Here is a 24,330-nt window from a genome sequence, read left to right as displayed (position 1 = left end):
TCTTGCGGGTACCAACCCAACGCCCGCTCACTTCTTGCGGGTACCAACCCAACGCTTTCTCACTTTCTAAACACGAACCCAAGGAAACACACATGGCAAAAGTTGTAGCTGAACTGAAGTACTCCGCCGAGCACGAATGGGTGGCCGTTGACGGGTCCGGGCCCGCGGGGATCGGGATATCCGCCGTGGCTGCCGATGCGCTGGGCGACATCGTGTACGTGGACCTGCCCGAGGTCGGTTCCATCGTCACGGCCGGCGAAACCTGCGGCGAGGTGGAATCCACCAAGTCCGTCTCCGACCTCTACGCCCCGGTCACCGGCGAGGTCACCGAGATCAACGATGGCGTGGTCTCGGACCCTGCCCTGATCAACAGCGATCCCTATGGTGCCGGCTGGCTCTTCAAGGTGTCCGTCACCGAGGAAGGCCCGCTCATGTCCGCCGAGGAATACGCAGCAGCAAACGGCGGCGAGCTGTGAGCGCCCCGGCAGAAGTGGACGCCTTCGAGCAGGTGGCCTCACCCAGCCTGAACGCCGATCTGTCCATGCTGGACCCGGAGATCGCCGCGAAGATCGACGCCGAGCTGGGCCGCCAGCGCGACGGCCTGGAAATGATCGCTTCCGAGAACCACACGGCCGCCGCCGTCATGCAGGCGCAGGGCTCCGTGCTGACCAACAAGTACGCGGAAGGCTACCCGGGCAAGCGCTACTACGGCGGCTGCGAACACGTCGACGTGATCGAGCAGCTGGCGATCGACCGGGTGAAGGCCCTGTTCGGCGCGGAATACGCCAACGTCCAGCCGCACTCCGGAGCCCAAGCCAACGCCTCCGTGATGCACGCCCTGATCAAGCCTGGCGACACCATCATGGGCCTGAACCTGGCGCACGGCGGCCACCTCACGCACGGCATGCGCATCAACTTCTCCGGCAAGCTCTACAACGTGGTGCCGTACCAGGTCCGGGAAGACACCCACACCATTGACATGGCCGAGGTGGAGCGCCTGGCCCAGGAGCACAAGCCGCAGCTCATCGTCGCCGGCTGGTCCGCCTACGCCCGGCAGCTGGATTTCGCCGAGTTCCGCCGGATTGCCGAGTCCGTGGGCGCGTACCTGATGGTGGACATGGCCCACTTCGCCGGGTTGGTGGCCGCCGGGCTGCACCCGAGCCCGGTTCCGCACGCGCACGTCACCACCTCCACCACGCACAAGACCCTCGCCGGTCCGCGCGGCGGGATCATCCTGAGCAACGACGCCGACATCGCCAAGAAGATCAACTCGGCAGTGTTCCCGGGACAGCAGGGCGGCCCGCTGGAACACGTCATCGCCGGCAAGGCCGTGGCCTTCAAGATCGCCGCCACCGAAGAGTTCCGCGAACGCCAGGAACGTGTGCTCGCCGGCGCGCGCCTGCTGGCAGAACGCCTGGTCCAGCCGGACGTCGCCGCAAAGGGCATCAGTGTGGTCTCCGGCGGCACCGACGTTCACCTGGTCCTTGTCGACCTGCGCAACTGCGAACTTGACGGACAGCAGGCCGAGGACCGGCTGGCTGCGATCGACATCACCGTCAACCGGAATGCCGTGCCCTTCGACCCGCGCCCGCCCATGGTCACCTCAGGCCTGCGCATCGGCACCCCGGCGCTGGCCACCCGCGGGTTCGGCGAGGACGCCTTCCGGGAGGTTGCGGACATCATCGCCGAGGCATTGACGGCCGACGCCGGCGCGGACCTTTCCGGGCTCCGTCACCGCGTCGAGGCCCTGGCCAAAGCCCACCCGCTCTACCCAGGCATCGCGCCCCTGTCCTGACCCTGGTTCCGGCAGGCTCAACGAACGGTCGTTGAGCCTGCCGGGCCCCCTCCCTTTCGAGAAAACAAAGGAACAACGATGACACTGGCACCTGAAGGCCGGAAGATGCTGCGGATCGAGCAGCGCAATGCTGCCGTTCCGGTGGAGCGGAAGCCGGAATGGATCAAGGCCAAGGTCCAGATGGGCCCGGAGTTCGTCGGGTTGAAGAACCTGGTCAAAAAAGAAGGCCTCCACACCGTCTGTGAAGAAGCCGGCTGCCCCAACATCTTCGAATGCTGGGAAGACAAGGAAGCGACGTTCCTGATCGGCGGCTCCGAATGCACCCGCCGCTGCGACTTCTGCCAGATCGACACCGGCAAACCCTCCCCCGTGGACATGTTCGAACCCACCAAGGTGGCCCGCTCCGTCCAGTCCATGCAACTGCGCTACGCCACCGTCACCGGTGTGGCCCGCGACGACCTCGAAGACGAAGGCGTCTGGCTCTACGCCGAAACCGTCCGCAAGATCCACGAACTGAACCCCGGCACCGGCGTGGAACTGCTCATCCCCGACTTCTCCGGCAACCCCGACCACATCAAAGCGATCTGCGACTCCGCCCCCGAAGTCTTCGCCCACAACGTCGAAACCGTGCCCCGGATCTTCAAACGGATCCGCCCCGCGTTCCGCTACGACCGCTCCCTGGACGTCATCACCCAGGGCCGCAACCTGGGCATGGTCACCAAATCCAACCTCATCCTGGGCATGGGCGAAACCCGCGAGGAAATCTCCGAAGCCCTCCGCGACCTCCACGAAGCCGGCTGCGACCTGATCACCATCACCCAATACCTCCGCCCCTCCGAACGCCACCTCCCCGTGGACCGCTGGGTCAAACCCCAGGAATTCGTGGACCTCCAGCACGAAGCCCAGGAAATCGGCTTCCTCGGCGTCATGTCCGGCCCCCTGGTCCGCTCCTCCTACCGCGCCGGCCGCCTCTGGGCCACCGCCATGCGCAAAAAAGGCCGCGACATCCCCGCCGAACTCGCCCACATCGCCGACAGCATCCAAGACTCCGGCACCACCCGCCAAGAAGCCAGCACCCTCCTGGCGGGTTGATCCGGAGCGGGGTTCCGGGCGGCCCAACCAGGGTGGTTGAGCCGGCCGGAACGCCCCTAAACTTGGCCTATGCCCACGCCCAAAGCTTTGCGGCCCTTTGCCCATCGCGAGTACCGTGTGCTGATCGCGGCCCTGGCCATCTCGATTTTCGGGTCCGGCATGTGGGCCGTGGCCATGGTTTACCAAGTGATCCACCTGGGTGGCGGCCCCTTGGACCTCTCCCTGGTGGCAGCGGCGGGCAGCGTTGGCCTGGTGGCCTTCGTCCTGGCCGGCGGGATCGCGGCCGACCGGGTCCCCCAACGCCGCCTCATCATCGCCGTGGAAGGCGCCAACCTCGCCGTGATCGCCGCTGTCAGCGGGCTGGCGATGGCGGGCTGGCTGGAATTGTGGCACGTGGCAGTGGGCGCGTTCGTGCTGGGGGTGGGCGCGGCGTTCTTCTTCCCGGCGTACTCGGCCATCCTGCCGCGCATCCTTCCGCCGGAGGACCTGCTCGCGGCCAACGGCATGGAAGGGTCCATGCGGCCGGTCCTGCAACAGGCGGCCGGGCCCGCAGCGGCCGGCGTCCTGGTGGCAGCGCTCTCGCCGTCGCACGCAGTGACCGCGGTTGCCGGCTGCCACTTTGCGGCGTTCGTCATCCTGAACTTCCTGCGCCCCCAGGAACGCCCGGACACCCACGGCGAAGGCGGGGAAGCGGCGGAAGGCACGGAACGCCGTCGGCAATCCTTTATCCGGGACTTGCGTGAGGGCGTCAGCTACACCGTGCGCACCCCTTGGCTCCTGTGGACACTCCTGTGGGCCTGCATCTCGGTGCTGTTCCTGATCGGCCCCATCGAGGTGCTGCTCCCGTTTGTGGTCCGCGACCAGCTCGGCGGGGATTCAAGCGCGTTCGGGTTCCTGCTCGCCATCATGGGCGTCGGCGCTGCCCTGGGCTCGCTGCTCACCGCGTCCTTCCGGCTGCCGCGGCGGTACCTCACGGTCATGATGGTGTCCTGGGGTGCCGGCAGCCTTCCCCTGGCCGCGATCGGCGTGATGGACAACTTCTGGGCGGTCGGCGCAGCCCTGTTCGTGTTCGGTGCCACCGGCAGCGTCGGCATGGTCATCTGGGGCACCCTGCTCCAGAGACGCGTGCCGCCGCACCTGCTGGGAAGGATTTCCAGCTTGGACTTTTTTGTGTCGCTGGCCCTGATGCCGGTCTCCATGGCGCTGGCAGGACCGGCGGCGGAGGTACTGCCCATCTGGCTGATCTTCCTCGTGGCCGGCGGCGTGTGCCCCGTCGTGGCGGTGGTGGCCATGGCGGCCGCCAACATGTCCCGCGATGAACGCGCGCATCCGCTGGACGCGGCACTCCAGGTGGAACGGGCGGCGACGGCAGGAGACTAGGGCGGCCGGCGCACCGCCGTCTCCTCCCGCCGTCGGACCCGGGTGCCCGGCAGGGGCCTAGCTGTTGCCGCGTACTATCGGGATGCTCGCCGTCGGAAGGCCGCTCGGGAAGACCGTCGGTTCAGGAACTGCCACCGGTTCCAGCGGTACCTGCACGCCCTGCGGGGACGCGAGGACCCGCTGGCCCCGGACGTCAATTTCCAGGGGGTCACCTTCCTGCACGGTGAGGGTGATGGAACCGGACGCGAGCCGGACCAGCAGCAGCCGGCCCCTGACCTTCAGGTGGAAGGCCAGCGAATCCCACTCCGCCGGCAGGCGCGGGTCGAAGAACGGGACCGGCCCTTGGTCCCGCATGCCTGCGAAGCCGCACACCAGGGAGGACCACACGCCGCCGGTGGAGGCGATGTGGACGCCGTCGATCGTGTTGCCGTGGGTGTCGTCCAGGTCGATGAACGCGGCACTGGTGAAGTGGTCCAGGGCTTCCTTCGAATACCCCACCTCGGCGGCCATGATCCCCTGCACGCAGGCGGACAGGGTGGAGTCGCCGGTGGTGATGGGATCGTAGAAGTCGAAGGCCCTCTGCTTCTCCCGTGCCGTGAAGTCCTGCCACTGGAGGAACATGGCCAGGACCGTGTCCGCCTGCTTGAGGACCTGGTGGCGGTAGATCACCAGCGGGTGGAAGTGCAGCAGCAGGGGGTACTTGGACCGTGGGGTGGTCCAGTCCCAGGCTTCCAGGGTCATGAAGTCGTTGTCCTGGGAGTGCACCTGCAGGTCCTCATCGAAGGGCAGTTGCATCCGGTTGGCGGCCTGCTCCCAGAGATCCCGCTCGGCGTCGTCGATCGCCGGGTGGTCCAGCGCCGCGGCGACCCGCAGGTTGAAACGGGCCATTACGTTCGTATAGAGGTTGTCGTTCACCACGGCCGTGTATTCGTCGGGGCCGGTGACGCCGTGGATGTGGAAGAGGCCGTCCTTGCCGAAGAAGCCCAGCGAAATCCACATCCTGGCCGTCTCGATGAGCAGTTGGGCGCCCATTCCATCCCGGAAGGCGGCATCGCCGGTGGCCCAGAGGTACCTGTTGGTGGCGAAGGCGATCGCGGCCGCGATGTGGAACTGGGCCGTTCCGGCAGCGTAATAGGCACTTGCTTCGAGTCCGTTGATGGTGCGCCACGGGAAGAGTGCACCGTCCACGCTCAGTTCCTTGGCACGGATCTTTGCCTCGGGCAGCATGCCGTGGCGGAACTCCAAAACCTGCCGCGCGCCGTCGGGGTTGGTGTAGGTGAGGTAGGGCAGCAGGTACACCTCCTGGTCCCAGAAGTAGTGCCCCTCGTAGCCGGAGCCGGTAACTCCCTTGGCGGGAATGCCGGCAACATCGGCGCGGGCCGTCGCCTGGGCAAGCTGGAAGAGGTTCCACCGGATGGCCTGCTGCAGCCCCGGGCTGCCGCCGCCCACCACAATGTCGGACGTGGCCCAGTAGCCGCGGTAGTGGGCCATGCTCTCGGCGAAGATCTCGTTCACCGGGCGGAGGGCTTCCTCGGCCACCGCGGCTGCATCGACGTTCGGGTCCTGGACGCGGCGGCCGGCGGCGTAGCTGACGCTCTTTTCCAGCCGGAAGGGCTCGTCCGGCTCTACTGCCAGGACATACCGGACGCTGCTGTCGTCCTGGTCCACCAGGGTTTCGAAGGGCTGGTGCCCCGCAGAGGTCCAGTGGTCCACCGCCAGGCCCACACGTTGCTTTGATTCTGCGGCCTCCCACGAGAGGCGCAGCGAACCGTCGCCGCCGTCAAGGCCTACGGGCAGCAGCACCCGCCCGGCGTGGCGGCCGGACCGGCGCGGATCATGCACGGAATGGTCCTCCACCGGCTGGTCCTGCCGGTTGATGACCTGGGAGGTGACGTCCAGCGAAACCTGACGGTCCGCGGCCACTTCCAGCGAGATGCCGAGGCAGCCGCGGGACTCGAAGCCGACAGCGCGCCGTTCAGTGGTTGTTACCGTCGCCCCGGACCGGCACTGCCAGGTGATGCGGCATTCGTAGATTCCGGTTGAAAAGTCCACGGCGCGCCGGTAGTCCAGGACCTCGGACTCGGCGAGGCTGAGGCTTTCGCCGTCCACCACCACCGCGAAGTTGTTGGCATCCGGAACGTAGATGATGCGTTGCCCGGTCCGGGCAAACCCAAAGGCGTTTTCCGCGTGCTTGATGTCCCAAATTTCATGCAGCCCGTTGATGAAGCTGCCGGGCAGGCCGCCATCCGCCGCAGCCCAGTGGGCGCCGCGGATGCCCAAGTGCCCGTTTCCCAGGGCAAACAGTGTTTCAAGGGTTCCGGCGCCACCTGCCTCGTGGCGGGTTTCGACGAGTTGCCAGGGGGTGTCGGGGAACCGTTCGCGGTCCGCGGTAATGACTGCCATGGTGGGGATCCTTTTGGCCTTGCTGGGTGCCGCGGGGGGCGGGCACGAGGTATTCGGGGGAAATGCGCTGCTCGGTTGGGTGCCGCTGGGGGGGGTAGCGGCACCCTTATCCCGGTGGGGACTCGGTAGCCCGGTGGATCGGGCCTCACCGGTTTAGGGGATGAGTTCCTGAAGGTCATTGACCACCAAGGTGGCACCGGCGTCCAGGAGCGTCTGCCGGCCGGCACCCCGGTCCACCCCAATGACGGAGTGGAACGATCCGGCCCGTCCCGCCTGCACGCCGGACACGGCGTCTTCCACCACCACGCACTCGGCGCTGGAGAGGTCCAGCAGTTTCGCGGCGTATTCGTAGGTGGCAGGGCTCGGCTTGCCGGGCAGGCCCTGTTCCGCGGCAACCACACCGTCCACCACGACGGGGAAGTGGTGGCTGAGCCCCGCCGCCTGCAGGACGGCGGGCGCGTTCCGGGAGGACGAGACGACGGCGACTTTGAGTCCCCGCGCCAGCACCGCTTCGAGGAACCGCACCGAGCCGTCGAAAGGTTCGACGCCGGCGCTGACGATGTCGTTGAAGATCCGGTTCTTCCGGTTGCCCAGGCCCTGGACCGTTTCGTGGGCGGGGTCGTCGTCGAGCGAGCCTTCGGGCAGGGTGATACCGCGGGACGAAAGGAAGTCCCGCACCCCGTCGAAACGGGGCTTGCCGTCAATATGGTCGAAGTAGTCGCTTTCGCGGTACCCGGGAACGTCCGGACGCGAGGCCAGGTAGTCGTCGAACAACTCCTGCCACGCGCGCTCATGCACTGTGGCTGTGGGCGTCAGTACTCCGTCGAGGTCGAACAGGATTGCGGCGGCGCCGGTCCAGTCGGTGGTCCCGGGTGACGTGAGGTGTGTCATCAGCGGTGCGGTGTCCTTTCAGTCTGCGGACAGCCGGCCCCGCCGGTGCGGCCACAGGAGGCTCCCGTGCGCACGCGCACAGCAGCATCTCCGTGTCCGCCCACTGCAGGACCGATCATGGCCACAGACGAGTGTAAGCGCTTGCAAATTTGACTGGCAACTGTTTTTTCGGGCCCGGCAGCACCGGGCGGAGTTCAGCGAAGCACGTAGTGGCGCAGGAAGGCGCTGACGTCCACCATCTCGGCTTTGGACATGGCGTGCCCCATGCCCGGGTAGGTCCGGGCCGTCAGCAGGGTGTTCGCAGCCAGCCATTCGGCGGTGTAGGCGGTGGCATCCTCATTGATCACCAGGTCCGCTTTGTCCCGCCCCCAGAAGAACGGCGGCTTGGTGTCGAAGGAGTCCATCGTGGACAGGAGTTCGTTGTTGAGCACGAAGCCGGACAGCCCCACCACGGCCTTGTAGTCATCGGGGTGCAGCCGCAGGAGCGTGCTCGCCATCGCCATTCCTTGGGAATACCCCATCAGGGTGACGCTGCTGTGCTGGTCCTTGACCGATCCGATCCAGGCCCGCACGGAGGTTGCCGCGGAGATGACGTCCGCGAAGTCGTTGGCCAGGAAGTAGTCCAGCAGGAACCACCCCCAGTGGTCGCCGATGGGCATGGGAGCGCGCAGCGCGGCGAAGGTGAACTCCTGGGGCAGGTACTCGAAGAGGCGCACCATCCGGGACTCGTCCGTGCCGTAGCCGTGCATCATCACCAGCAAGGGGGTGCCGGCACGCGACTCTTCCGGCCTGGACCACACAACTGTTTCCACCGGACCAGCCTAGCGAGGCATGCACGCCGCCCCGGCGCGGTGATTGAATCCGGAATCGCGGGGAGGTAGCGTGTCGCCTGACAGACAGCATGCTTATCAGTGGCACCATACGCACCACCATCACCGCAATGCCCTACCAGCGCCGCACAGGACGCGGCTATAAGGAGCACGTCATGAGAATTGGCTCGTCTATCTTCCTCATCGCCCTCGGCGCCATTCTTGCCTGGGCCGTGGCTCCAGGGCTGATCCCGTTCGTGGACCAGCAGCTGGTGGGCTACATCCTGATCGCCGTGGGCGTGATTGGCTTGATCGCCTCGCTGATCCTGGCCTCCCCGGGCCGGAGCCGCCGCGTCAGCGAGTCCCGCTCGGTCGTCGATCCCAACACGGGCGAGCGCATCACCCGGCACGAAACCCGCGACGGCGGCATCTAGCCACAGCGGATCCCGGAACGAGAGTCCGGAGCAAGCCATGAACCCGGAAAGCCGGGCTGGACCACCATAGGTCCGGCCCGGCTTTCCCGCGTCCAAAGGGGTTCTTCCCACCCGATTTTGTTTCGTGTGGGTTTCCATTGACAAACCAACATAAGCAAAGATAAAGTCAAGTAACTCAACATCAATGTGATGCCAGTCACGCAAGAACCTACGCAACGGAGGGTACGTGTTCGCCGAAGAGCGCCAGCAAAAGATTGCCGAGCTTGTCGCCGGCAACGGCCGGGTCAGCGTGACCCTGCTGGCAGAGCGCTTCCGCATCACCACCGAAACCGTACGCAGGGACCTTGCCGCCCTGGAGAACGCGGGGACTGTCCGCCGGGTCCACGGCGGCGCCGTGGCCGCCGACCGCTTCAGCACCACCGAAGAAAGCGTCACCGAGCGTGCCATCCAGCGGCCGGACCAGAAAATCCGCATCGCGGAGGCCGCACTGGCCCTCATTCCACGGAACTCGCCGGCCAGCGTCCTCGTGGACGGCGGCACCACCACCGAGGTCCTGGCGGACCTGCTGGCGCGCCGTACCGCCGTCGAACCGTCCGACGGCTCCGGCCCGCACCACGAACTGGTGGTCATCACCCACGCTGTCCCTATCGCCAGCAAACTCTCCAACGTTCCGGGCGTAGCCCTGCAGATCCTGGGTGGACGGGTCCGCGGCATTACCCAGGTGGCCGTGGGGCAGGCGACGGTGGACGCCGCCGCCCGCATCCGCCCGGACATAGCGTTCATTGGCACCAACGGCATCCACGCCACCTTTGGCGTCAGCACTCCCGATCCTGAAGAAGCGGCCGTCAAGGCAGCCTTCGTCCAGTCGGCACGCCGCATTGTGGTGTTGGCCGACTCCTCCAAGCTGGACACGGAAACCCTGGTCCAGTTCGCCTCCCTGAAAGACCTGGACACCTTGATCACAGACAGTGAACCCGGGCCGGAACTCGCGGCCGCCCTGGAAGACGCCGGCGTCGACGTGGTGATCGCATGATCGTCACCTTCACGGCCAACCCCAGCCTTGACCGGACCGTCGCCCTGCCCGGCCCACTGGCCCGCGGTGAGGTGCAGCGCGCCGTCTCCGTCCGCCAGGAGTCCGGCGGCAAGGGAGTCAACGTCTCCCGCGCCCTGGTGGCGTCCGGCCTCGATTCCCTGGCGGTCCTGCCCGGAGCGGACGGCGATCCCGTCCTGGCCGGACTGCGCGAGCAGGGGGTGCCTTTCGTCTCCCTGCCCATCGACGAGCCGCTGCGGACCAATGTGGCGCTCACCGAACCCGGCGGCGTCACCACGAAGGTCAACGAACCCGGGCCGATCCTGGCCGCCGACCAGCAGGAAGCGCTCATCAAGTTGCTGCTGGAAAGCTCACGCGGCGCCAGCTGGGTGGTCCTGGCCGGCTCGCTGCCGCCCGGATTCCCGGACAACTTCTACGCCATGGTGGCCCGGCGGATCAGGGAGGCGGGCAATGGCACTGCGCCCCTGATCGCCGTCGACTCCTCCGGCGCGCCCCTGGCCGCTTCCCTGACCGACGCCGGAAGCTCCGACGACGGCACGGGCAGCGGCGCAACAACCCCAGGTTCCGGGAAACCGGACCTCCTCAAACCCAACGCCGAAGAACTGGCTGAGCTGGCCGCAGCCGCCGGTTTTCCCCCGGCCACCGGAGACGAGCTGGAAGCGGACCCGGCTGCTGCCGCAGCCGCCGCGGCCGCCGTCGTTCGTTCCGGTGTGGGTGCTGTGCTGGCAACTCTCGGTTCCAAGGGAGCTGTCCTTGTAACGGCCGACGGCGCGTGGCTGGCCACGCACCCGCCGGTCGCCGCAGTGAGCACGGTGGGCGCGGGCGACTCCGCGCTGGCCGGCTACCTGCTCGCCCACGGCCGGGGATCCGCCCCGGCCGACTGCCTTCGTCAGGCGGTGGCCCACGGTGCCGCCGCTGCCTCCCTGCCGGGTTCCACTGTTCCGGCAGTACACCAAACAACCCCGGATGCCGTAACCATCACGGCCCTTCGAAAGGATTGACAGTGACTCAGCTCATCACCACGGAACTGGTCGAGCTCGACCAGAACCTGGGTAACGCGCCCGAAGCGGTGATCCGGCATCTGGCAAGCAAGGTAGCTGCCACCGGACGTGCCTCCGAAGTCGAGGGCCTCTTCGCCGACGCCTTCGCCCGCGAGCAGAAGACCGCCACCGGCATCCCCGGCGGCATCGCCATCCCGCACTGCCGCTCGGCCGCCGTCACGGTACCCACCCTGGCCATGGCCCGGCTGAACCCCAAGGTGGACTTCGGCGCCAAGGACGGCCCGGCGGACCTCGTGTTCTTCATCGCCGCCCCGGACGGCGCGGACCAGGAGCACCTGAAACTGCTCTCCAAACTGGCCCGCTCCCTGATCAAGAAGGACTTCACCGCAGCGCTGCGCAACGCCTCCTCGGAGGCCGAGATCGTGGAACTCGTTGAAGGGGCCCTGGCGGACAAGCCCGCCGCGCACGCTGCCACCGCCCCCGCGGATGCGGTACCGGTGGGTGCCAGCGTTGGCGCAGGTGCCGCTGGCTCCGCTGCCGGCGCCCCCGCCGCCGGTGCGGCCGGGTCCGGCGGACGCGGCCCCAAGCGCCTGGTAGCCGTCACGGCCTGCCCCACCGGCATCGCGCACACCTACATGGCGGCCGATTCGCTCGTTGCGGCCGCCCGGGAAGTGGGCGTAGACCTGCAGGTGGAAACCCAGGGCTCATCCGGCGCCAAGGCACTGGACCCCGCCGTCATCGCCGCCGCGGACGCCGTCATCTTCGCGGTGGACGTGGATGTGCGCGGCAAGGAGCGCTTTGCCGGCAAGCCCGTGATCAACGCCCCCGTGAAGCGCGGCATCGACGAGCCGGACAAGATGGTCCAGGAAGCACTCGCCGCAGCCGACAACCCCCACGCCCGCCGCGTACCGCACTTCGGTGCCGAGGAGCAGGCCGAGCACGAGGCTGAGGAGAAGGGCGAGCATATCGGGCAGAAGCTCAAGAAGGCCCTGCTCACCGGTGTCAGCTACATGATCCCGTTCGTGGCAGGTGGCGGCCTCCTGATCGCCCTCGGCTTCCTCATGGGCGGCTACCTGATCACCAAGTACGCGGACAACATCGTTGTCCAGAACAGCCTGTTCAACCTGCCCACCGAGTTCCCTGACAACGCGTGGGGTCCGCTGGGCGCCTACCTGGGTGCGGTGCTCTTCAAGATCGGCGCGCTCTCGCTGGGCTTCCTGGTCCCGGCGCTGGCCGGCTACATCGCCTACGCGATCGCCGACCGTCCGGGCATCGCCCCCGGCTTCGTCGCCGGTGCCGTGGCCGGATTCATGGGAGCCGGCTTCCTCGGCGGCATCGTCGGCGGCCTGCTCGCCGGTTACATCGCCCACGTGGTGGGCCGCCTGCAGGTAGCCCGCTGGCTGCGTGGCCTGATGCCCGTGGTGATCATCCCGCTGCTTGCATCGCTGGTGGCCTCCGGCCTGATGTTCCTGATCCTGGGCGGCCCGATCGTGGCCATCACCAAGGGCCTGAATGCCTGGCTGTCCGGCCTGACCGGTGCCGGCGCCATCGCGCTCGGCGTGATCCTGGGCCTGATGATGTGCTTCGACCTCGGCGGTCCCGTCAACAAGGTTGCCTACTCCTTCGCCGTCGCCGGCCTGGGGGCAGCAACCATCGACAACCAGGCACCCTGGCAGATCATGGCCGCGGTCATGGCCTCCGGCATGGTTCCCCCGCTGGCCATGGCGTTGGCCTCCACCGTCCTGAACAAGAAGCTGTTCAGCCTCGCAGAGCAGGAAAACGGCAAGGCTGCCTGGCTGCTGGGAGCGTCCTTCATCTCCGAAGGCGCCATCCCGTTCGCCGCTGCAGACCCCCTGCGCGTCATCCCCGCCAGCATGCTCGGCGGCGCGGTGACCGGCGCCATCTCGATGGCGGCGGGCGTCGGATCCAAGGCACCGCACGGCGGCATCTTCGTCTTCTTCGCCATCGACAACTTCCTGATGTTCGTCGTCTCGATCGTGGTCGGTACGGTAGTTACGGCCCTGTCCGTGATCGCCCTCAAACGCTGGGCAGTCAAGAAGACCGTTGATACGGTTGAACCGGTTCCCGTAACCGTCTAAGCCGGCCCCGACCCACCTATCCTCCCGGCGCTGAAACGTCAGCACGCCGAACGACAAAGGAGCAACAATGCCAGAACGCACCGCAACCGTCGCCAGCCGAGTGGGCCTGCACGCACGCCCCGCCGCCATCTTCGCTGAGGCGGCAGGCGAGTTCGACCTGGAGATCACCATCGCCCGTGAGGGAGAGCCGGCAGAGGAAGCAATGGATGCCGCCAGCATCCTGTCCCTCATGAGCCTGGGCGCCTCGCACGGTGACGTGGTGGTCCTCCGCGCCGAGGGCGCGGGTGCGGACGACGCCCTGGAGCGCCTGGTGCAGATCCTGGAAACGGATCACGACGCCGAGTAGCAGCCACGCTGCCTGGCAGCACACAGCCGGCGGCCGCCGTCGGGCTCCCCCCAGCGAGGGGTGCCCGACGGCGGCCGCTTGGCTTTAAGCGCCACCCCACCCAAGCAGGTCGCAGTTGTTGTCGTTTTGAACGCCCAAAACGACAACAACTGCGACCCAGTGGGGCCCGGAGTCAGCCGCGTTCGGCGATGGCCTTCACGTCCGCCACCAGCTTGTCCCACATCGCCTGGGAGTGGGCGGCAGCTTCCTCGCTGGGGTTGTTGTCCTGGGCCAAGGCCAGCCGGGTGGTGCCGTCCTGGTCCTCCAGGGTCCATTCGAGCGTGTGGTAGTTTTCGGGCTCGTCCGGCTGGCCGGACAGCGGACTGAAGTGGGTGTGGACCAATTTCCGCCCAGGTTCCACGGCCAGGATCTCGCCCTTGTCCTGGTACGGTTTCCCTTCCCACTCGCCCTGCCAAATGATGGGGCTGCCAACTTTCCAGTCCGTCTGCAGGGTGGCTCCGAACATGAACTCCTTCACCGCCGCGGGGTCGGTGATCACCTCCCATACACGGTCCGGCGGGGCGTCGATAATGGTGACTGACGTTGCCACGTGGTTTCCGGCCATGCTCAATCCTTCCTCGCGGTGAAGACCAGGTATTCCCAGTCCATTTGGAACGGGATGTCGCCGTGCGCATCCCCGTAGGAGTCCGCCAGGTCCGTGAGCGCCCGGTCCAGGGCTTTGACCTTGTCCGGGTCATCGGCCAGCGATTTGTATACGGAGATCATGGGGCCATAATGCGACTTGAAGTACCTGACGAAGTCCGCCGGCTGGTGGAAGCTCCGGACGGCCAGGTTCTGCTTCCGGGTGCGGATACCGGCGGCCCTGTCCCCCAGGAGTTCGCGGAGGTGTTCCTCGCTCCCCCACAGCGTGGCGGGCTGCGCACCGGGCGCGGGCGGCGGCGCGAAGGGTCCCAAGGCGGCAAACAGTTCCCCGATGAACCCTTCCGGCGTCCAGCAGAGCAGCCCGATGGTGCCACCCCGCTTGCAGACGCGAAGCAGTTCATCGGCGGCGGCCTGGTGGTGCGGCGCGAACATCACACCGATGCAGCTCATCACGGTGTCGAACTCCTCATCGGCAAAGGGCAGGGCTTCGGCGTCGGCCTCCCTCCAGTCGAGGGTGACGCCCCGGTTCGCCGCCTCCTTGCGGCCAGCGTCAAAGAGTTCCGGAGTGAGGTCACTGGCCACTACCTTGGCGCCCATCATGGCAGCCGGAATGGCAGCGTTGCCGGTCCCTGCCGCAACATCGAGGACGCGCTGCCGCGGCTTGATGCCGCATGCCTCCACCAGCACGGCACCCAGTTCCAGGAGCATTTCGTCCGCGAGCGCCGGGTAGTCCCCCGACGCCCACATGGCCCGGTGCTTTGCCTTGAGTTGCCGGTCCGCCTCCGCCGCTGCCTGGTCGTTCATGTCCGCGCCCCTTTACGGGTCCGTTCCCACGGGTCCGTTCCCAATGGGTGACAGCACGCTGTTGGCACAGCGGAGGCTGCGATGCGACTCATTGTGGACGCCATGGCAGCCCCTGTAAAGGCGCAGGAACAGTTCCGGCGGGGGCGGGATCAGGCAGGCTTGCGGGCCCTGGTGCTGGTCTTCGCAGCCGTCTTGCCGTCGGCTGCGCCGGTGGATTTGGTAGCGGCGGACTTAGCGCCCGAGGTCTTGGCGGCGGTTTTGGCCGCCGGCTTCGCGGCAGCCTTCGTGGCAGTGGCCTTGCCGGCCTGCCCCTCGGTGGCGGGCTTTGCGTCATCGGTACCTGTCTTGGCAGCGGCTGTCCTGGTGCCGGATGCTTTGGTGCCGGCGGCCTTGCGTGCCGGCTTGGCAGGTTCCTCGTCCCCCGCGTCCGCGCCGCCGTCTGAATCCCCGCCGGCAGCAGCACCGCCGCGCTTCCGGTCCAAGCTTCTTTTCAGGGCTTCCATCAGGTCGATGACCTCGCCCTTGCCGCCCTCACCGGACTCGACGCCGAAGGTCTCCTCCGTATCCAGCGATTCACCCTGTTCGAGTTTCGCCTCGATGAGCTGGCGGAGCTGCACCTGGTACTCGTCGGTGAAGGAGGTGGGGTCGAAATCAGCGGCCATGGACTCCACCAGGGCCGCGGACATGTCCCGTTCCTGCGCCGAGATCCTGATGTCGGCTTCGAGGGACGGGAAGCTGGCCTCCCGCACCTCGTCCGGCCAGAGGAGGGACTGCAGCACCAGCACATCGTCCTTGATCCGCAGGGCCCCCAGCCGGGTCTTCTCCCGCAACGCGAATTGGACCACCGCCACCCGGTCGGTATCCTCCAGGGCCCGCCGCAGCAGGACGTACGCCTTGGGCGACTTGGAATCCGGTTCCAGGTAGTAGCTCTTCTCGAACATCATGGGCTCAAGCTGCTCGGACGGCACGAACTGCACCACTTCGATCTCGTGGCTGTTCTCGGCCGGAATGGACTTGAGTTCCTCCTTGGACAGCACCACGGTCCGGCCGTCCTCCTCGAACGCCTTCTCAATGTCCGAGTAGTCCACCACCTCCCCGCAGACCTCGCACCGGCGCTGGTAGCGGATCCTTCCGCCGTCGGCGTTGTGGACCTGGTGCAAACTGATGTCATGATCCTCAGTGGCGCTGTAGACCTTCACGGGCACGTTGACCAGCCCGAACGCGATGGCACCCTTCCAGATGGCTCTCATTCCTACAGTCAACATCAGAGCGGGCCGGAGGTGAAGACCTGTGGCCGGCACTAGGGAACGTGTCCGGGTGGCGGGACGCGAATTGACGCTCACCAACCTGGACAAAATCATCTATCCGGAGACCGGCACCACCAAGGCTGACGTGCTGGCTTACTACGCCGCCGTGGCCCACGTCCTGATCCCCGCCGCGGCCAACCGGCCGGCCACCCGCAAGCGGTGGGTCAACGGCGTGGGCACAGCAGGCAAGCCCGGTGAGGTGTTTTTCCAAAAGGACCTGGAGGACTCGGCCCCCGGCTGGCTGCCGCGGGCCGCGATCACCCACAAGGACCGGACCATCCACTACCCCCTGGTCAATGACGTCGCCACGCTGGCCTGGTTCGGACAGATCAACTCACTCGAAATCCACGTGCCGCAGTGGCGGGTGGACGCGCACGGCAACCAGCTGAACCCGGACCGGCTGGTACTGGACCTTGACCCGGGCGAAGGCGCGGGCCTGACGGAATGCCGCGAGGTGGCACTGCTGGCGCGGTCCATTCTGGAGGACGTTGGCCTGGAACCCGTGCCGGTGACCAGCGGCAGCAAGGGCATCCACCTGTATGCCGCGCTGGACGGGGCCCAGACCTCCGAACAGATCTCGGCGTTTGCCCGGGAACTGGCACGGGCGCTCGAGGCGGACCACCCGGACCTCGCCGTCAGCGACATGAAGAAGACGCTCCGCAGGGGCAAGGTGCTGGTGGACTGGAGCCAGAACAACGCGGCGAAAACCACGGTGGTCCCCTACTCGCTGCGCGGCCGGCCCACGCCCATGGTGGCCGCGCCGCGGACGTGGCGGGAAATCGGGTCTCCACGGCTGAAGCAGCTGGACTACCGGGAGGTGCTGCGCCGGGTGCGGGACGGCAACGACCCGTTCGCCGTCGTCGTCAGTGCTGCGGCCCGCGGGCAGCAACTGGAGGACGGGCACGACGACGACCCCCGCCTGGGCGCGTACCGCTCCATGCGGGATCCCAAGGCCACGCCGGAGCCTTTCGCGGGCATCCCGACGGGCGGGAACGCGTTCGTCATCCAGGAACACCACGCCAGCCGGCTGCACTGGGACCTGCGCTTGGAGCACGAGGGCGTCATGGTGTCCTGGGCGTTGCCCAAGGGGGTCCCCGAAACCGGTGGCAAGAACCACCTGGCCGTCCAGACCGAGGACCATCCCATGGACTACCTCACCTTCCACGGGACCATCCCCAAGGGACAGTACGGGGCGGGTGAGATGACCATTTGGGACACCGGCACCTACGAGCTGCACAAGTGGATCAATGGCAAGGAAGTCATCGTCACCCTGACCGGATGGGAGGGTGGCGGCCTGGGAGGACCCACGAAACTGGCGCTCATCCACACCGGCCGCGGCCAGGACAAGGACGGGGAGAAGCAGTGGCTCATCCACCTCATGGACCCGGAACGCCCAAGCGGAAGCCCTCGGCACGCAACGCAGGGAGCAGCAAAGCCGTCGGCGGAACGGGGCGAAGCCGGCGCAGGTGGCGAGGCGGCTGCCGCAGAACCTGCCCGGACCGCGGCCACCGCACCGGATCCGTCCCCGGACCCTGGCGAATACCGCCCCATGATGGCCACGGCGGGCACCGAACCCGACCTGCGCGGCAGCACGTGGCAATTTGAACTTAAATGGGACGGGGTCCGGGCAATCCTGGTGGCCGACAGGGAAAAGATCCGGATCTTGAGCCGCAACGGCAACGACGTCACCAAGACCTACCCGGAGCTTGCGGACCGCGCCTGCTGGCCGGAGCAGCCGTTCGTGGCCGATGGCGAGATCATCGCCGTCGGGCCCGGCGGCAGGCCCGACTTTGGGCTCCTGCAGGGCCGGATGAAACTCACCAGGGCTGCCGACGTCGCCAAGGCCCGCACCGCCATCCCGGTGCAACTGATGCTGTTCGACCTCCTCTTCGACGACGGGAAGGACCTCCGGCGCCTGCCGCTCAGCACCCGGCGGAGGCGTCTCGAGGAGTTCGTCCGCCCCTCGAACTGTCCGGTTCACCTGTCCGTGGTGCTCGACGACCCCGTGGGGTTGCTCTTGGAAAGCGCGCGCGAGCTTGGCCTGGAAGGAATCATGGCCAAACGGACGGACAGCCGGTACGTCAGCGGCCAACGGACCCGGACGTGGATCAAACTCAAGCTTGAGCAAACCCAGGAAGTGGTGGTGGGCGGTTGGCGGCCGGGGAAGGGCGGCCGGGAGGAAACGGTGGGCTCGCTGCTGGTGGGGATTCCCGACGGCGACAAGCTGCAGTACGTGGGCCGGGTGGGCAGTGGCTTCAGCATGCGCGAACTCACGGAACTGCGGCAAACCGTGGAACGGCTGGGCCGGAAGGCATCCCCGTTCCACGAGGTCCCCCGGTTGGACGCAGCAGACGCCCATTGGGTGGCCCCTGAACTGGTGGGCGAGGTGACCTACAGCGAATGGACCGGGCCGGGCAGGCTGCGGCACCCGCGGTGGCGGGGCTGGCGCGTGGACAAGGACCCGGCGGGAGTGGTCCGGGAATGACGCCCCGGTTTGCAACGTACCGGGGAGGCGGCGAGACGGAAATTACCTGGCGCCCACGACATTTCCCGGCCGCCAGGTAATTTGCGTTTCGATCGGTGCGGTGGCCTTCGCCAGGCGGCTACGAGGAGTGCGGCATCTGCGGCCGGCCGGTCCGGTGGACGGCGGTTACTGCCGCCTCGTGGCCCATGCGGCCGTGGCCGGCAGCCCGGTCCTTCAGATGCCGGCGTTTGCCGCCACCGTCCGGCCATGCATTCTGCGCGGCCAGCGGGACAGCCCCCGTTGCTGCAGGTCCCGGCGTGACCGGGGCATCCATGGCTGCAGCAAGGTGGTCCGCCACCTCCGGCCTGATGTGGAACTGGTTGGACTCTTCACCCATGTGTTTCTTCCCTTCTTTCCGTCGTTCTTCGTTGAAACGAGGCGCCGGCTGGGGCGCCCGGGCGTGCGCGGGCGCTCAGCCGAAAAGAAGTGTGTTCATCGCTCTACCATAGGCACCCCGGAGGCTCCTGTGAACCCCTCCGGAGGCCGTGACCGCGCTCACTTCCGCGCCCGCGATCACCCAGGAAAGCGGCTTGAACCAGTTCCCGGCAGAAAATTTTTGGCAACGGAGCCGTTGATCAGCCTGCTTCCCAGTAGTAGCGCGGGAATCCGCGGCGAAAAAAGGTACCGAATGCGGCGTTGCAGGGGTAGAAAAAGGAGCATGCTACGCCATTGAACCGAGCAAACGCCACAGACATCCCGTAAAATTGAAGGCCTGCCCGGAGCGGGGCAGCTACAAGTCGCAAGCAAATGACCTCCACAGGAGTTGCCCAAATGCCCACAGACCGAAGCAGTAACCACTCTCCAGCAGGCGCCAAAAGCGCCCGCGGAACCGACCCGGCGGCCCCCACGGCTGCCAAGAAGCCCAGGCTGCTGCCACGCCGCCGGCTCAAGGAATCCGACGTCAACGTGGTTGACCAGCCCATGCTCAAAAAAGCACTCGGCGGCACCATCGTTGGAAACACGATGGAATGGTACGACGTCGGCGTTTTCGGCTACCTCATCACCACCATGGGGCCGGTGTTCCTGCCGGAATCCGATCCCACGACGCAAAACCTCTTCCTGCTGGGCACGTTCGCGGCGACCTTTATCGCCCGCCCGCTCGGTGGCGTCATCTTCGGCTGGCTCGGCGACAAAGTGGGCCGGCAAAAGATCCTGGCCACCACCCTGATGATCATGGCGGCCAGCACGTTCGCCGTCGGCCTGCTGCCCGGATACGCCCAGATTGGATTGTGGGCGGCAGCGCTGCTGGTGCTCCTCAAGGTCATCCAGGGTTTCTCCACCGGCGGTGAGTACGCCGGTGCCACCACGTTCGTCAGCGAGTATGCCGCGGACAAGCGGCGTGGCTTCTTTGCCAGCTTCCTGGACCTGGGCAGCTACATGGGCTTCGCCATCGGCGCGGCCTTGGTCTCGGTCCTGCAGTTGACCCTGGGCCAAGCCACCATGGAGGACTGGGGCTGGCGCATCCCGTTCCTGATCGCGGGTCCGCTGGGCCTGATCGCCGTGTACTTCCGGAGCAAGATCGAGGAGTCGCCGCAGTTCCAGGCCACCCTGGACGCCCAGGAGGAAAACGCCAAGAACGCCTCCGAAGGCACCGCTACGGCCAAGGGACCTGTCGGCATCGTCAAGGCCTACTGGCGTCCGATCATCGTGGCCATGGTTGTGGTTGCGGCCGCCAACACGGCTGGTTACGCCCTGACCTCCTACATGCCCACCTACTTGACCGACGCAAAGGGGTACGACGAGCTCCACGGCACGCTGTTGACCATCCCCGTGCTGGTGGTCATGAGCCTTTGCATCCCGCTGACCGGCAAGCTGTCTGACCGGATCGGCCGCCGCCCCGTGTTGTGGATCGGTGCCGTGAGCACCATCGTCCTGGCCGTCCCGGCGTTCCTGCTGATCGGTATCGGTGCCGTTTGGTCCACCCTGGCAGGCCTGGCCCTGGTGGCCTTCCCCGTCACCTTCTACGTGGCCAACCTCGCCTCGGCCCTGCCGGCACAGTTCCCCACGTCCAGCCGCTACGGAGCCATGGGTATTGCCTACAACTTCGCGGTGGCGATCTTCGGCGGAACCACCCCCTTCATCGTGGAGCTGCTGATCAAGTCGACCGGCAACGACATGATGCCGGCGTACTACCTGATGGCAACTTCCCTGGTTGGTGCCGTGGCCATCTACTTCCTGAAGGAATCCGCCAACCGCCCCCTTCCGGGATCAATGCCCAGCGTTGACACCCAGGAGGAGGCCAAGGAACTGGTGGAAACCCAGGACCAGAACCCGCTGATCAACCTGGACGAACTGCCGTTCGACACCCAGGACGGGACGGATCCGCACTCCCACCGCGGTGTTCCGGCGGGAGCGTAAGCTTCCGCCTGCCGCCCGGGCATTCTTGTAGCCCACGCTCACAGGCCCGCTCCTGTGCTTCCTGCGGGAAGTACGGAAGCGGGCCTTCGCGTGCCTGCCGGATGTCCTGGTGTGTCACGAGCCCAGCCGGCAACATATGGCTCTGCGGGATGCCTGGTGATACGTTCCCAAGGGCCGTATCAGGCGCCGGCATGGCAATAGCAGGGAATGGATTCGGGATATGAAGCGGGTAGTGGACCAGGTGCGCGCGCTGCACCACCTGGAACCGGCCACCAACGACCATCTTGCGGCGCTCCGGGTTGCCCTTGGCGTCGCAGCCCCCTCCCTGGTCCTGTTGGCCTTGGGCCGGACTGACCTGATCATCTACGCCGTGTTCGGGGCCCTCACCGGGATGTACGGCCGCTCGGAGCCCCACCAGTTGCGGCTCCGGCACCAGGGCCAGGGCGCCTTGGTACTGCTCAGCGGAGTGGCCGTGGGAATCACGCTGTCCAGCAACCACCTCCACTCCTGGTGGCTGGTGGCCGTGGAAGCCATCCTTGCCGGGGTGGGCTCGGTCTACTCGGACCGGGTGCGGCTGAAACCCAACGGACCCTTCTTCGGCATCCTGGCGCTCGGAGCCTGCGCTTCCGTTCCTGTCGCCGTCCCCTGGTATGTGGCGATGCTCATCGCCGGCGGATCGGCCGTGTTCTCCATTGCGGTGGGCTTCAGCGGCTGGATCCGGCGCAGGTCCTGGGAACCCGGCGCCACCAGGGCCGTCCCCTCCCCCACACCGGCGGGGCGGCGTGAACTGTTGGTCCACGCCGCACGGTATGTGCTGGCCGTGGGCGCCGCCGGAACAGTGGGCGTCCTCAGCGGCAGCGGCCACCCGCACTGGGCCATGGCCGCCGCGGCAGTGCCGCTGGCCGGCGCGGACCTTCCCAGCCGTGTCCGGCGCGGCATCCACCGCATCGTGGGGACGTTCCTGGGCCTGGCCGTGACCGCCGTCGTCCTCCTTCCGGCACCATGGACACTGGCCGGGCTGTACCCCGCGTTCCAGGAGCCTGCGCGCCATGCCCAGGTGCTGGCCCTCCTGGTGATCCTGTTCCAGTTCGCCACCGAGCTGTTCATGACCAGGCACTACGGCTTGGCCATGGTCTGGTTTACCCCGGTGATCCTGCTCATCACCCAACTGGCCTCGCCGGCCGAACCAGGGGTCCTGATTCTGGAGCGGGCCGTGGAAACGTTGGTGGGCGCGTTGCTGGGGATCCTGGTGGTGGTGGCCGTCCGCCGCTCCGGGCCGCACTCAGGCACCAGCTTCGAAGGCCCGGTGCAGCTACCCGGGGTTGCGCGCCGGCTTGGGTTTGCGCGCCGGTCCCGCCATTAGCCGCGCAGGCGCCAGCTTAGCGACGGCCGCCACCGCCTTGTAGCGCCTGGAAGGTACGGACACCGCCTTGCCGCGCTCGTTGTCCGCGAGCCCTTCCCGCACCACCCGCTCCGCGCGCAGCCACGTCCAGGACGGAGCCACGGACTTGTCCATGCCCATCCGGTCGTGGAATTCGGTGTGCGTGAAACCCGGACACACCGCGGTGACCTTGATCCCGCGCGAGCGGTACGCCAGGTTGGCCCACCGGCTGAAACTGACCAGCCAGGCTTTCGCTGCCGAGTAGGTGCCGCGGGGAAGGAAGGCGGCCACGCTGGCCACGTTGATGATCCTGCCCTCCCCGCGTTCGAGCATTCCGCCGAGCGCCGCGTGGGTGAGTACCATGGCCGTTTCCCCGTGCAGCTTCAGGTGGTCTTTTTCCACGCTGATCGGGTTGTCTTCGAAGTTGTGCAGCAGCCCGATTCCGGCGTTGTTCACCAGGATTCCCACCGGCCGCGCGGGGTCCTGGAGACGTTCGACGACGGCGGCGACGTCGGCGTCCACAGTGAGGTCAGCGGGCAGCACCTCAGCCGTAATCCCGTAGCGCCGGTGCAGGTCCGCCGCTGTTTCCTCCAGGCGGGAGGCGTTGCGGGCCACCAGGACAAGGTTGTTCCCCTGGGCCGCGAGCTGCTTGGCGAATTCGTGTCCCAGCCCGGCGCTGGCTCCGGTGACAAGTGCTGTGGTTCGGGTGCTGGTTGGCGTCATGCTGCAAGCCTAGCCAGCGGGAGCATGTTGTGGGCCGCTAGGCTGGTACCGCCGGCAGCCGGCCGGGCTGCTGCCTGAGGGGGAAACATGGAACAGCAACACTCCGGGGCGCTCGGATTCCGCGAAGTGGACAGGCACGGACAACCCGTAGCGCCTGAAGCAGACGGTGCTGAGCCGGCAGGGACGCCAAGGTCATGGCCGGCGCCCAACCCGTTCATCGTGGCGCTGTGGCTGCTGTGCGCCGCAATGATTGCCGGCGGAGCGTCGGCGCTGCTGAACAACCCCATGTCCGTGTCCATGGGAGACCGGGCCACGTTCGACTATCTCGTGTTCGCCTTTGCCCCGCAGGGGATTTCCGGCGGCACTGCCGTCCTGATTGCCCTGCTGTTCTGGCACGCCTGGACTTGGCAGCGCCGGCGGGGCTTGAACCGGAGATGAGGGCCCTGACTTGTGCATCAATTAGTAAGCATGCTTTTCTTGTGGGGTAGATGAACCTCCGCAAGCAGTTCGCGGCGGGACTGCCGGCCATGGCGGTTCCGTGAAAGAAGCCCAAGGAAGAACATAATGACCACCGCAATGGATGAGCAGCTGATGGCGTTTGGGGAGCGCCGCGAACCGGCTGAGCAGTTTCTGGCCACCACGGTACCTGTCGACGCAGGACTGCTGGTGACCCTCAATTCGCGCATGCACTGCCGCACGCCGATGCAGCTTGTCGACCACGGGGAACTGCCGGTCCGGCAGCCCGTTTACGTTGACGGAACCTCCGTGGTGGCACTGCGGCCGCAGGCGGCCGAAACCGTCACCACCTACCGCTGCGCCTGCGGCTTCACCATCGACGACCCCGGGACCGCCTGGGCGGTCAGCGATTCGGCCCTGGCCAGCTGACTCTGCTCCGAGCGCGGGCGCCGGCCAGCGGTCAGCGCATGCAATCAGCGTGCGGGGCCGGCGGGCGGGTCAGCGCTCGGGCCAGTCCACGAACTGTTCGTAGCCCTCGTGCTTGCGGAGGTAGCTGGACATAAACGGGCAGTGCGGGATGATGCGTTTGCCGGTGGCCACCACGTCATCCAGGGCAAAATGCGCCAGCACCTTGCCCAGCCCCTGCCCCTCGAAGTCCTGGCCCGTTTCGGTATGGGTGAAGTCGATATGTCCCGGCAGATCGCGGAAGAAGGCCTGGACCGCGAGCCTGCCGTCCACCAGGAGTTCATACCGGTGGTCCGCGTCATTGCGCCGCAGGGTGACGTTGGGGGTGAACTTATCCTCTGTGGACATGGTGTTCTCGGTCATGGTTTG

At 67.0% G+C, this 24,330-nt stretch carries 23 protein-coding genes; 14 read left to right on the top strand and 9 right to left on the bottom strand.

Annotated features, from left to right (window positions below):
• Nucleotides 1-92: 92 nt before the first annotated feature.
• The 4 genes from gcvH (at nucleotide 93) to QRM95_RS06190 (ending at nucleotide 4,267) form a co-directional block, all read left to right on the top strand.
• Nucleotides 93-476: a glycine cleavage system protein GcvH gene (gene gcvH / locus QRM95_RS06205; protein WP_018763959.1), complete on the top strand. Its 384-nt coding sequence runs from the start codon at nucleotides 93-95 to the stop codon at nucleotides 474-476.
• Nucleotides 473-1,795: a serine hydroxymethyltransferase gene (gene glyA, locus QRM95_RS06200; RefSeq protein ID WP_285246924.1), complete on the top strand. Its 1,323-nt coding sequence runs from the start codon at nucleotides 473-475 to the stop codon at nucleotides 1,793-1,795. The genes gcvH and glyA overlap by 4 nt, the downstream gene beginning before the upstream one ends.
• Nucleotides 1,796-1,873: 78 nt before the next feature.
• Complete coding sequence (lipA, locus tag QRM95_RS06195) at nucleotides 1,874-2,887, top strand: lipoyl synthase (RefSeq protein ID WP_285246923.1); 1,014 nt, start codon at nucleotides 1,874-1,876, stop codon at nucleotides 2,885-2,887.
• A 69-nt stretch (nucleotides 2,888-2,956) separates the two neighbouring features.
• Nucleotides 2,957-4,267 (top strand): MFS transporter, encoded by a 1,311-nt coding sequence (locus QRM95_RS06190; RefSeq protein ID WP_285246922.1) that lies wholly within the window; start codon nucleotides 2,957-2,959, stop codon nucleotides 4,265-4,267.
• A gap of 57 nt (nucleotides 4,268-4,324) precedes the next feature.
• Here QRM95_RS06190 and QRM95_RS06185 read toward each other — a convergent pair whose 3' ends face one another.
• From QRM95_RS06185 to QRM95_RS06175, 3 genes are all read right to left on the bottom strand, one after another.
• On the bottom strand, nucleotides 4,325-6,670 hold the full coding sequence (locus QRM95_RS06185) for a glycoside hydrolase family 65 protein (protein ID WP_285246921.1): 2,346 nt from the start codon (nucleotides 6,668-6,670) through the stop codon (nucleotides 4,325-4,327).
• Nucleotides 6,671-6,823: 153 nt separating this feature from the next.
• Nucleotides 6,824-7,561: an HAD family hydrolase gene (locus QRM95_RS06180; RefSeq protein WP_285246920.1), complete on the bottom strand. Its 738-nt coding sequence runs from the start codon at nucleotides 7,559-7,561 to the stop codon at nucleotides 6,824-6,826.
• Between the two features lie 194 nt (nucleotides 7,562-7,755).
• A complete protein-coding gene (locus tag QRM95_RS06175; protein ID WP_285246919.1) occupies nucleotides 7,756-8,373 on the bottom strand; it encodes an alpha/beta hydrolase in 618 nt (205 codons plus the stop codon).
• Between the two features lie 173 nt (nucleotides 8,374-8,546).
• Between QRM95_RS06175 and QRM95_RS06170 the strand changes: the two genes are divergently transcribed.
• The 5 genes from QRM95_RS06170 to QRM95_RS06150 all read left to right on the top strand — a co-directional run bounded on the left by QRM95_RS06170 (nucleotide 8,547) and on the right by QRM95_RS06150 (nucleotide 13,301).
• Nucleotides 8,547-8,804 (top strand): DUF6458 family protein, encoded by a 258-nt coding sequence (locus QRM95_RS06170; RefSeq protein ID WP_285246918.1) that lies wholly within the window; start codon nucleotides 8,547-8,549, stop codon nucleotides 8,802-8,804.
• 226 nt (nucleotides 8,805-9,030) lie between these two features.
• Nucleotides 9,031-9,837: a DeoR/GlpR family DNA-binding transcription regulator gene (locus QRM95_RS06165; RefSeq protein WP_285246917.1), complete on the top strand. Its 807-nt coding sequence runs from the start codon at nucleotides 9,031-9,033 to the stop codon at nucleotides 9,835-9,837.
• Complete coding sequence (locus QRM95_RS06160; protein ID WP_285246916.1) at nucleotides 9,834-10,856, top strand: 1-phosphofructokinase family hexose kinase; 1,023 nt, start codon at nucleotides 9,834-9,836, stop codon at nucleotides 10,854-10,856. Before QRM95_RS06165 ends, QRM95_RS06160 begins: the two co-directional genes overlap by 4 nt.
• Before the next feature lie 2 nt (nucleotides 10,857-10,858).
• Nucleotides 10,859-12,955 (top strand): PTS fructose transporter subunit IIABC, encoded by a 2,097-nt coding sequence (locus QRM95_RS06155; protein WP_285246915.1) that lies wholly within the window; start codon nucleotides 10,859-10,861, stop codon nucleotides 12,953-12,955.
• A 67-nt stretch (nucleotides 12,956-13,022) separates the two neighbouring features.
• A complete protein-coding gene (locus tag QRM95_RS06150) occupies nucleotides 13,023-13,301 on the top strand; it encodes an HPr family phosphocarrier protein (protein ID WP_285246914.1) in 279 nt (92 codons plus the stop codon).
• Nucleotides 13,302-13,473: 172 nt separating this feature from the next.
• Here QRM95_RS06150 and QRM95_RS06145 read toward each other — a convergent pair whose 3' ends face one another.
• The 3 genes from QRM95_RS06145 to ku form a co-directional block, all read right to left on the bottom strand.
• Nucleotides 13,474-13,905: an SRPBCC domain-containing protein gene (locus QRM95_RS06145; protein WP_285246913.1), complete on the bottom strand. Its 432-nt coding sequence runs from the start codon at nucleotides 13,903-13,905 to the stop codon at nucleotides 13,474-13,476.
• Between the two features lie 2 nt (nucleotides 13,906-13,907).
• Complete coding sequence (locus tag QRM95_RS06140) at nucleotides 13,908-14,747, bottom strand: class I SAM-dependent methyltransferase (protein WP_285246912.1); 840 nt, start codon at nucleotides 14,745-14,747, stop codon at nucleotides 13,908-13,910.
• A 149-nt stretch (nucleotides 14,748-14,896) separates the two neighbouring features.
• Nucleotides 14,897-15,997, bottom strand: a complete 1,101-nt coding sequence (gene ku / locus QRM95_RS06135) for a non-homologous end joining protein Ku (protein ID WP_285246911.1) — start codon at nucleotides 15,995-15,997, stop codon at nucleotides 14,897-14,899.
• A gap of 40 nt (nucleotides 15,998-16,037) precedes the next feature.
• Between ku and QRM95_RS06130 the strand changes: the two genes are divergently transcribed.
• The gene (locus QRM95_RS06130; protein ID WP_285246910.1) at nucleotides 16,038-18,539 is read left to right on the top strand and encodes an ATP-dependent DNA ligase; all 2,502 of its coding nucleotides are present in this window, start codon (nucleotides 16,038-16,040) and stop codon (nucleotides 18,537-18,539) included.
• Between the two features lie 118 nt (nucleotides 18,540-18,657).
• Here QRM95_RS06130 and QRM95_RS06125 read toward each other — a convergent pair whose 3' ends face one another.
• Entirely contained in the window at nucleotides 18,658-18,915 is a 258-nt protein-coding gene (locus QRM95_RS06125; protein WP_285246909.1) for a hypothetical protein, read from the bottom strand.
• Nucleotides 18,916-19,349: 434 nt separating this feature from the next.
• On the opposite strand from QRM95_RS06125, the gene QRM95_RS06120 reads away from it, so the two are divergent.
• Together QRM95_RS06120 and QRM95_RS06115 are read left to right on the top strand one after the other, a co-directional pair.
• On the top strand, nucleotides 19,350-20,936 hold the full coding sequence (locus QRM95_RS06120) for an MFS transporter (protein WP_285246908.1): 1,587 nt from the start codon (nucleotides 19,350-19,352) through the stop codon (nucleotides 20,934-20,936).
• A 220-nt stretch (nucleotides 20,937-21,156) separates the two neighbouring features.
• Complete coding sequence (locus tag QRM95_RS06115; RefSeq protein WP_285246907.1) at nucleotides 21,157-22,299, top strand: FUSC family protein; 1,143 nt, start codon at nucleotides 21,157-21,159, stop codon at nucleotides 22,297-22,299.
• Here the strand turns inward: QRM95_RS06115 and QRM95_RS06110 are convergent.
• Nucleotides 22,249-23,040 (bottom strand): SDR family NAD(P)-dependent oxidoreductase, encoded by a 792-nt coding sequence (locus QRM95_RS06110; RefSeq protein ID WP_285246906.1) that lies wholly within the window; start codon nucleotides 23,038-23,040, stop codon nucleotides 22,249-22,251. The genes QRM95_RS06115 and QRM95_RS06110 overlap by 51 nt on opposite strands.
• A gap of 87 nt (nucleotides 23,041-23,127) precedes the next feature.
• On the opposite strand from QRM95_RS06110, the gene QRM95_RS06105 reads away from it, so the two are divergent.
• Nucleotides 23,128-23,478 carry a hypothetical protein gene (locus tag QRM95_RS06105; RefSeq protein WP_285246905.1) on the top strand — a complete coding sequence of 117 codons (351 nt, stop codon included), beginning with the start codon at nucleotides 23,128-23,130 and terminating at the stop codon, nucleotides 23,476-23,478.
• A 126-nt stretch (nucleotides 23,479-23,604) separates the two neighbouring features.
• Nucleotides 23,605-23,925, top strand: a complete 321-nt coding sequence (locus QRM95_RS06100) for a hypothetical protein (RefSeq protein ID WP_285246904.1) — start codon at nucleotides 23,605-23,607, stop codon at nucleotides 23,923-23,925.
• A gap of 69 nt (nucleotides 23,926-23,994) precedes the next feature.
• Here QRM95_RS06100 and QRM95_RS06095 read toward each other — a convergent pair whose 3' ends face one another.
• Nucleotides 23,995-24,324 carry a GNAT family N-acetyltransferase gene (locus QRM95_RS06095; protein WP_285246903.1) on the bottom strand — a complete coding sequence of 110 codons (330 nt, stop codon included), beginning with the start codon at nucleotides 24,322-24,324 and terminating at the stop codon, nucleotides 23,995-23,997.
• Between the last annotated feature and the right edge of the window lie 6 nt (nucleotides 24,325-24,330).

Source organism: Pseudarthrobacter sp. efr-133-R2A-89, from assembly GCF_030209315.1.
In the GTDB taxonomy this organism is placed as follows: domain Bacteria; phylum Actinomycetota; class Actinomycetes; order Actinomycetales; family Micrococcaceae; genus Arthrobacter.
The sequence above is the reverse complement of the archived record's forward strand: the minus strand, read 5'-3'. Positions and strand labels throughout refer to the sequence as shown.

What these genes read in the sequence shown, in the direction of transcription:
- gcvH (WP_018763959.1), top strand. Translation starts at nt 93, where the DNA reads ATGGCAAAAGTTGTAGCTGAACTGAAGTACTCCGCCGAGCACGAATGG.
- lipA (WP_285246923.1), top strand. Translation starts at nt 1,874, where the DNA reads ATGACACTGGCACCTGAAGGCCGGAAGATGCTGCGGATCGAGCAGCGC.
- QRM95_RS06190 (WP_285246922.1), top strand. Translation starts at nt 2,957, where the DNA reads ATGCCCACGCCCAAAGCTTTGCGGCCCTTTGCCCATCGCGAGTACCGT.
- QRM95_RS06185 (WP_285246921.1), bottom strand. Translation starts at nt 6,670, where the DNA reads ATGGCAGTCATTACCGCGGACCGCGAACGGTTCCCCGACACCCCCTGG.
- QRM95_RS06180 (WP_285246920.1), bottom strand. Translation starts at nt 7,561, where the DNA reads ATGACACACCTCACGTCACCCGGGACCACCGACTGGACCGGCGCCGCC.
- QRM95_RS06170 (WP_285246918.1), top strand. Translation starts at nt 8,547, where the DNA reads ATGAGAATTGGCTCGTCTATCTTCCTCATCGCCCTCGGCGCCATTCTT.
- QRM95_RS06160 (WP_285246916.1), top strand. Translation starts at nt 9,834, where the DNA reads ATGATCGTCACCTTCACGGCCAACCCCAGCCTTGACCGGACCGTCGCC.
- QRM95_RS06150 (WP_285246914.1), top strand. Translation starts at nt 13,023, where the DNA reads ATGCCAGAACGCACCGCAACCGTCGCCAGCCGAGTGGGCCTGCACGCA.
- QRM95_RS06145 (WP_285246913.1), bottom strand. Translation starts at nt 13,905, where the DNA reads ATGGCCGGAAACCACGTGGCAACGTCAGTCACCATTATCGACGCCCCG.
- QRM95_RS06140 (WP_285246912.1), bottom strand. Translation starts at nt 14,747, where the DNA reads ATGAACGACCAGGCAGCGGCGGAGGCGGACCGGCAACTCAAGGCAAAG.
- ku (WP_285246911.1), bottom strand. Translation starts at nt 15,997, where the DNA reads ATGAGAGCCATCTGGAAGGGTGCCATCGCGTTCGGGCTGGTCAACGTG.
- QRM95_RS06125 (WP_285246909.1), bottom strand. Translation starts at nt 18,915, where the DNA reads ATGGGTGAAGAGTCCAACCAGTTCCACATCAGGCCGGAGGTGGCGGAC.
- QRM95_RS06120 (WP_285246908.1), top strand. Translation starts at nt 19,350, where the DNA reads ATGCCCACAGACCGAAGCAGTAACCACTCTCCAGCAGGCGCCAAAAGC.
- QRM95_RS06115 (WP_285246907.1), top strand. Translation starts at nt 21,157, where the DNA reads ATGAAGCGGGTAGTGGACCAGGTGCGCGCGCTGCACCACCTGGAACCG.
- QRM95_RS06110 (WP_285246906.1), bottom strand. Translation starts at nt 23,040, where the DNA reads ATGACGCCAACCAGCACCCGAACCACAGCACTTGTCACCGGAGCCAGC.
- QRM95_RS06105 (WP_285246905.1), top strand. Translation starts at nt 23,128, where the DNA reads ATGGAACAGCAACACTCCGGGGCGCTCGGATTCCGCGAAGTGGACAGG.
- QRM95_RS06100 (WP_285246904.1), top strand. Translation starts at nt 23,605, where the DNA reads ATGACCACCGCAATGGATGAGCAGCTGATGGCGTTTGGGGAGCGCCGC.
- QRM95_RS06095 (WP_285246903.1), bottom strand. Translation starts at nt 24,324, where the DNA reads ATGACCGAGAACACCATGTCCACAGAGGATAAGTTCACCCCCAACGTC.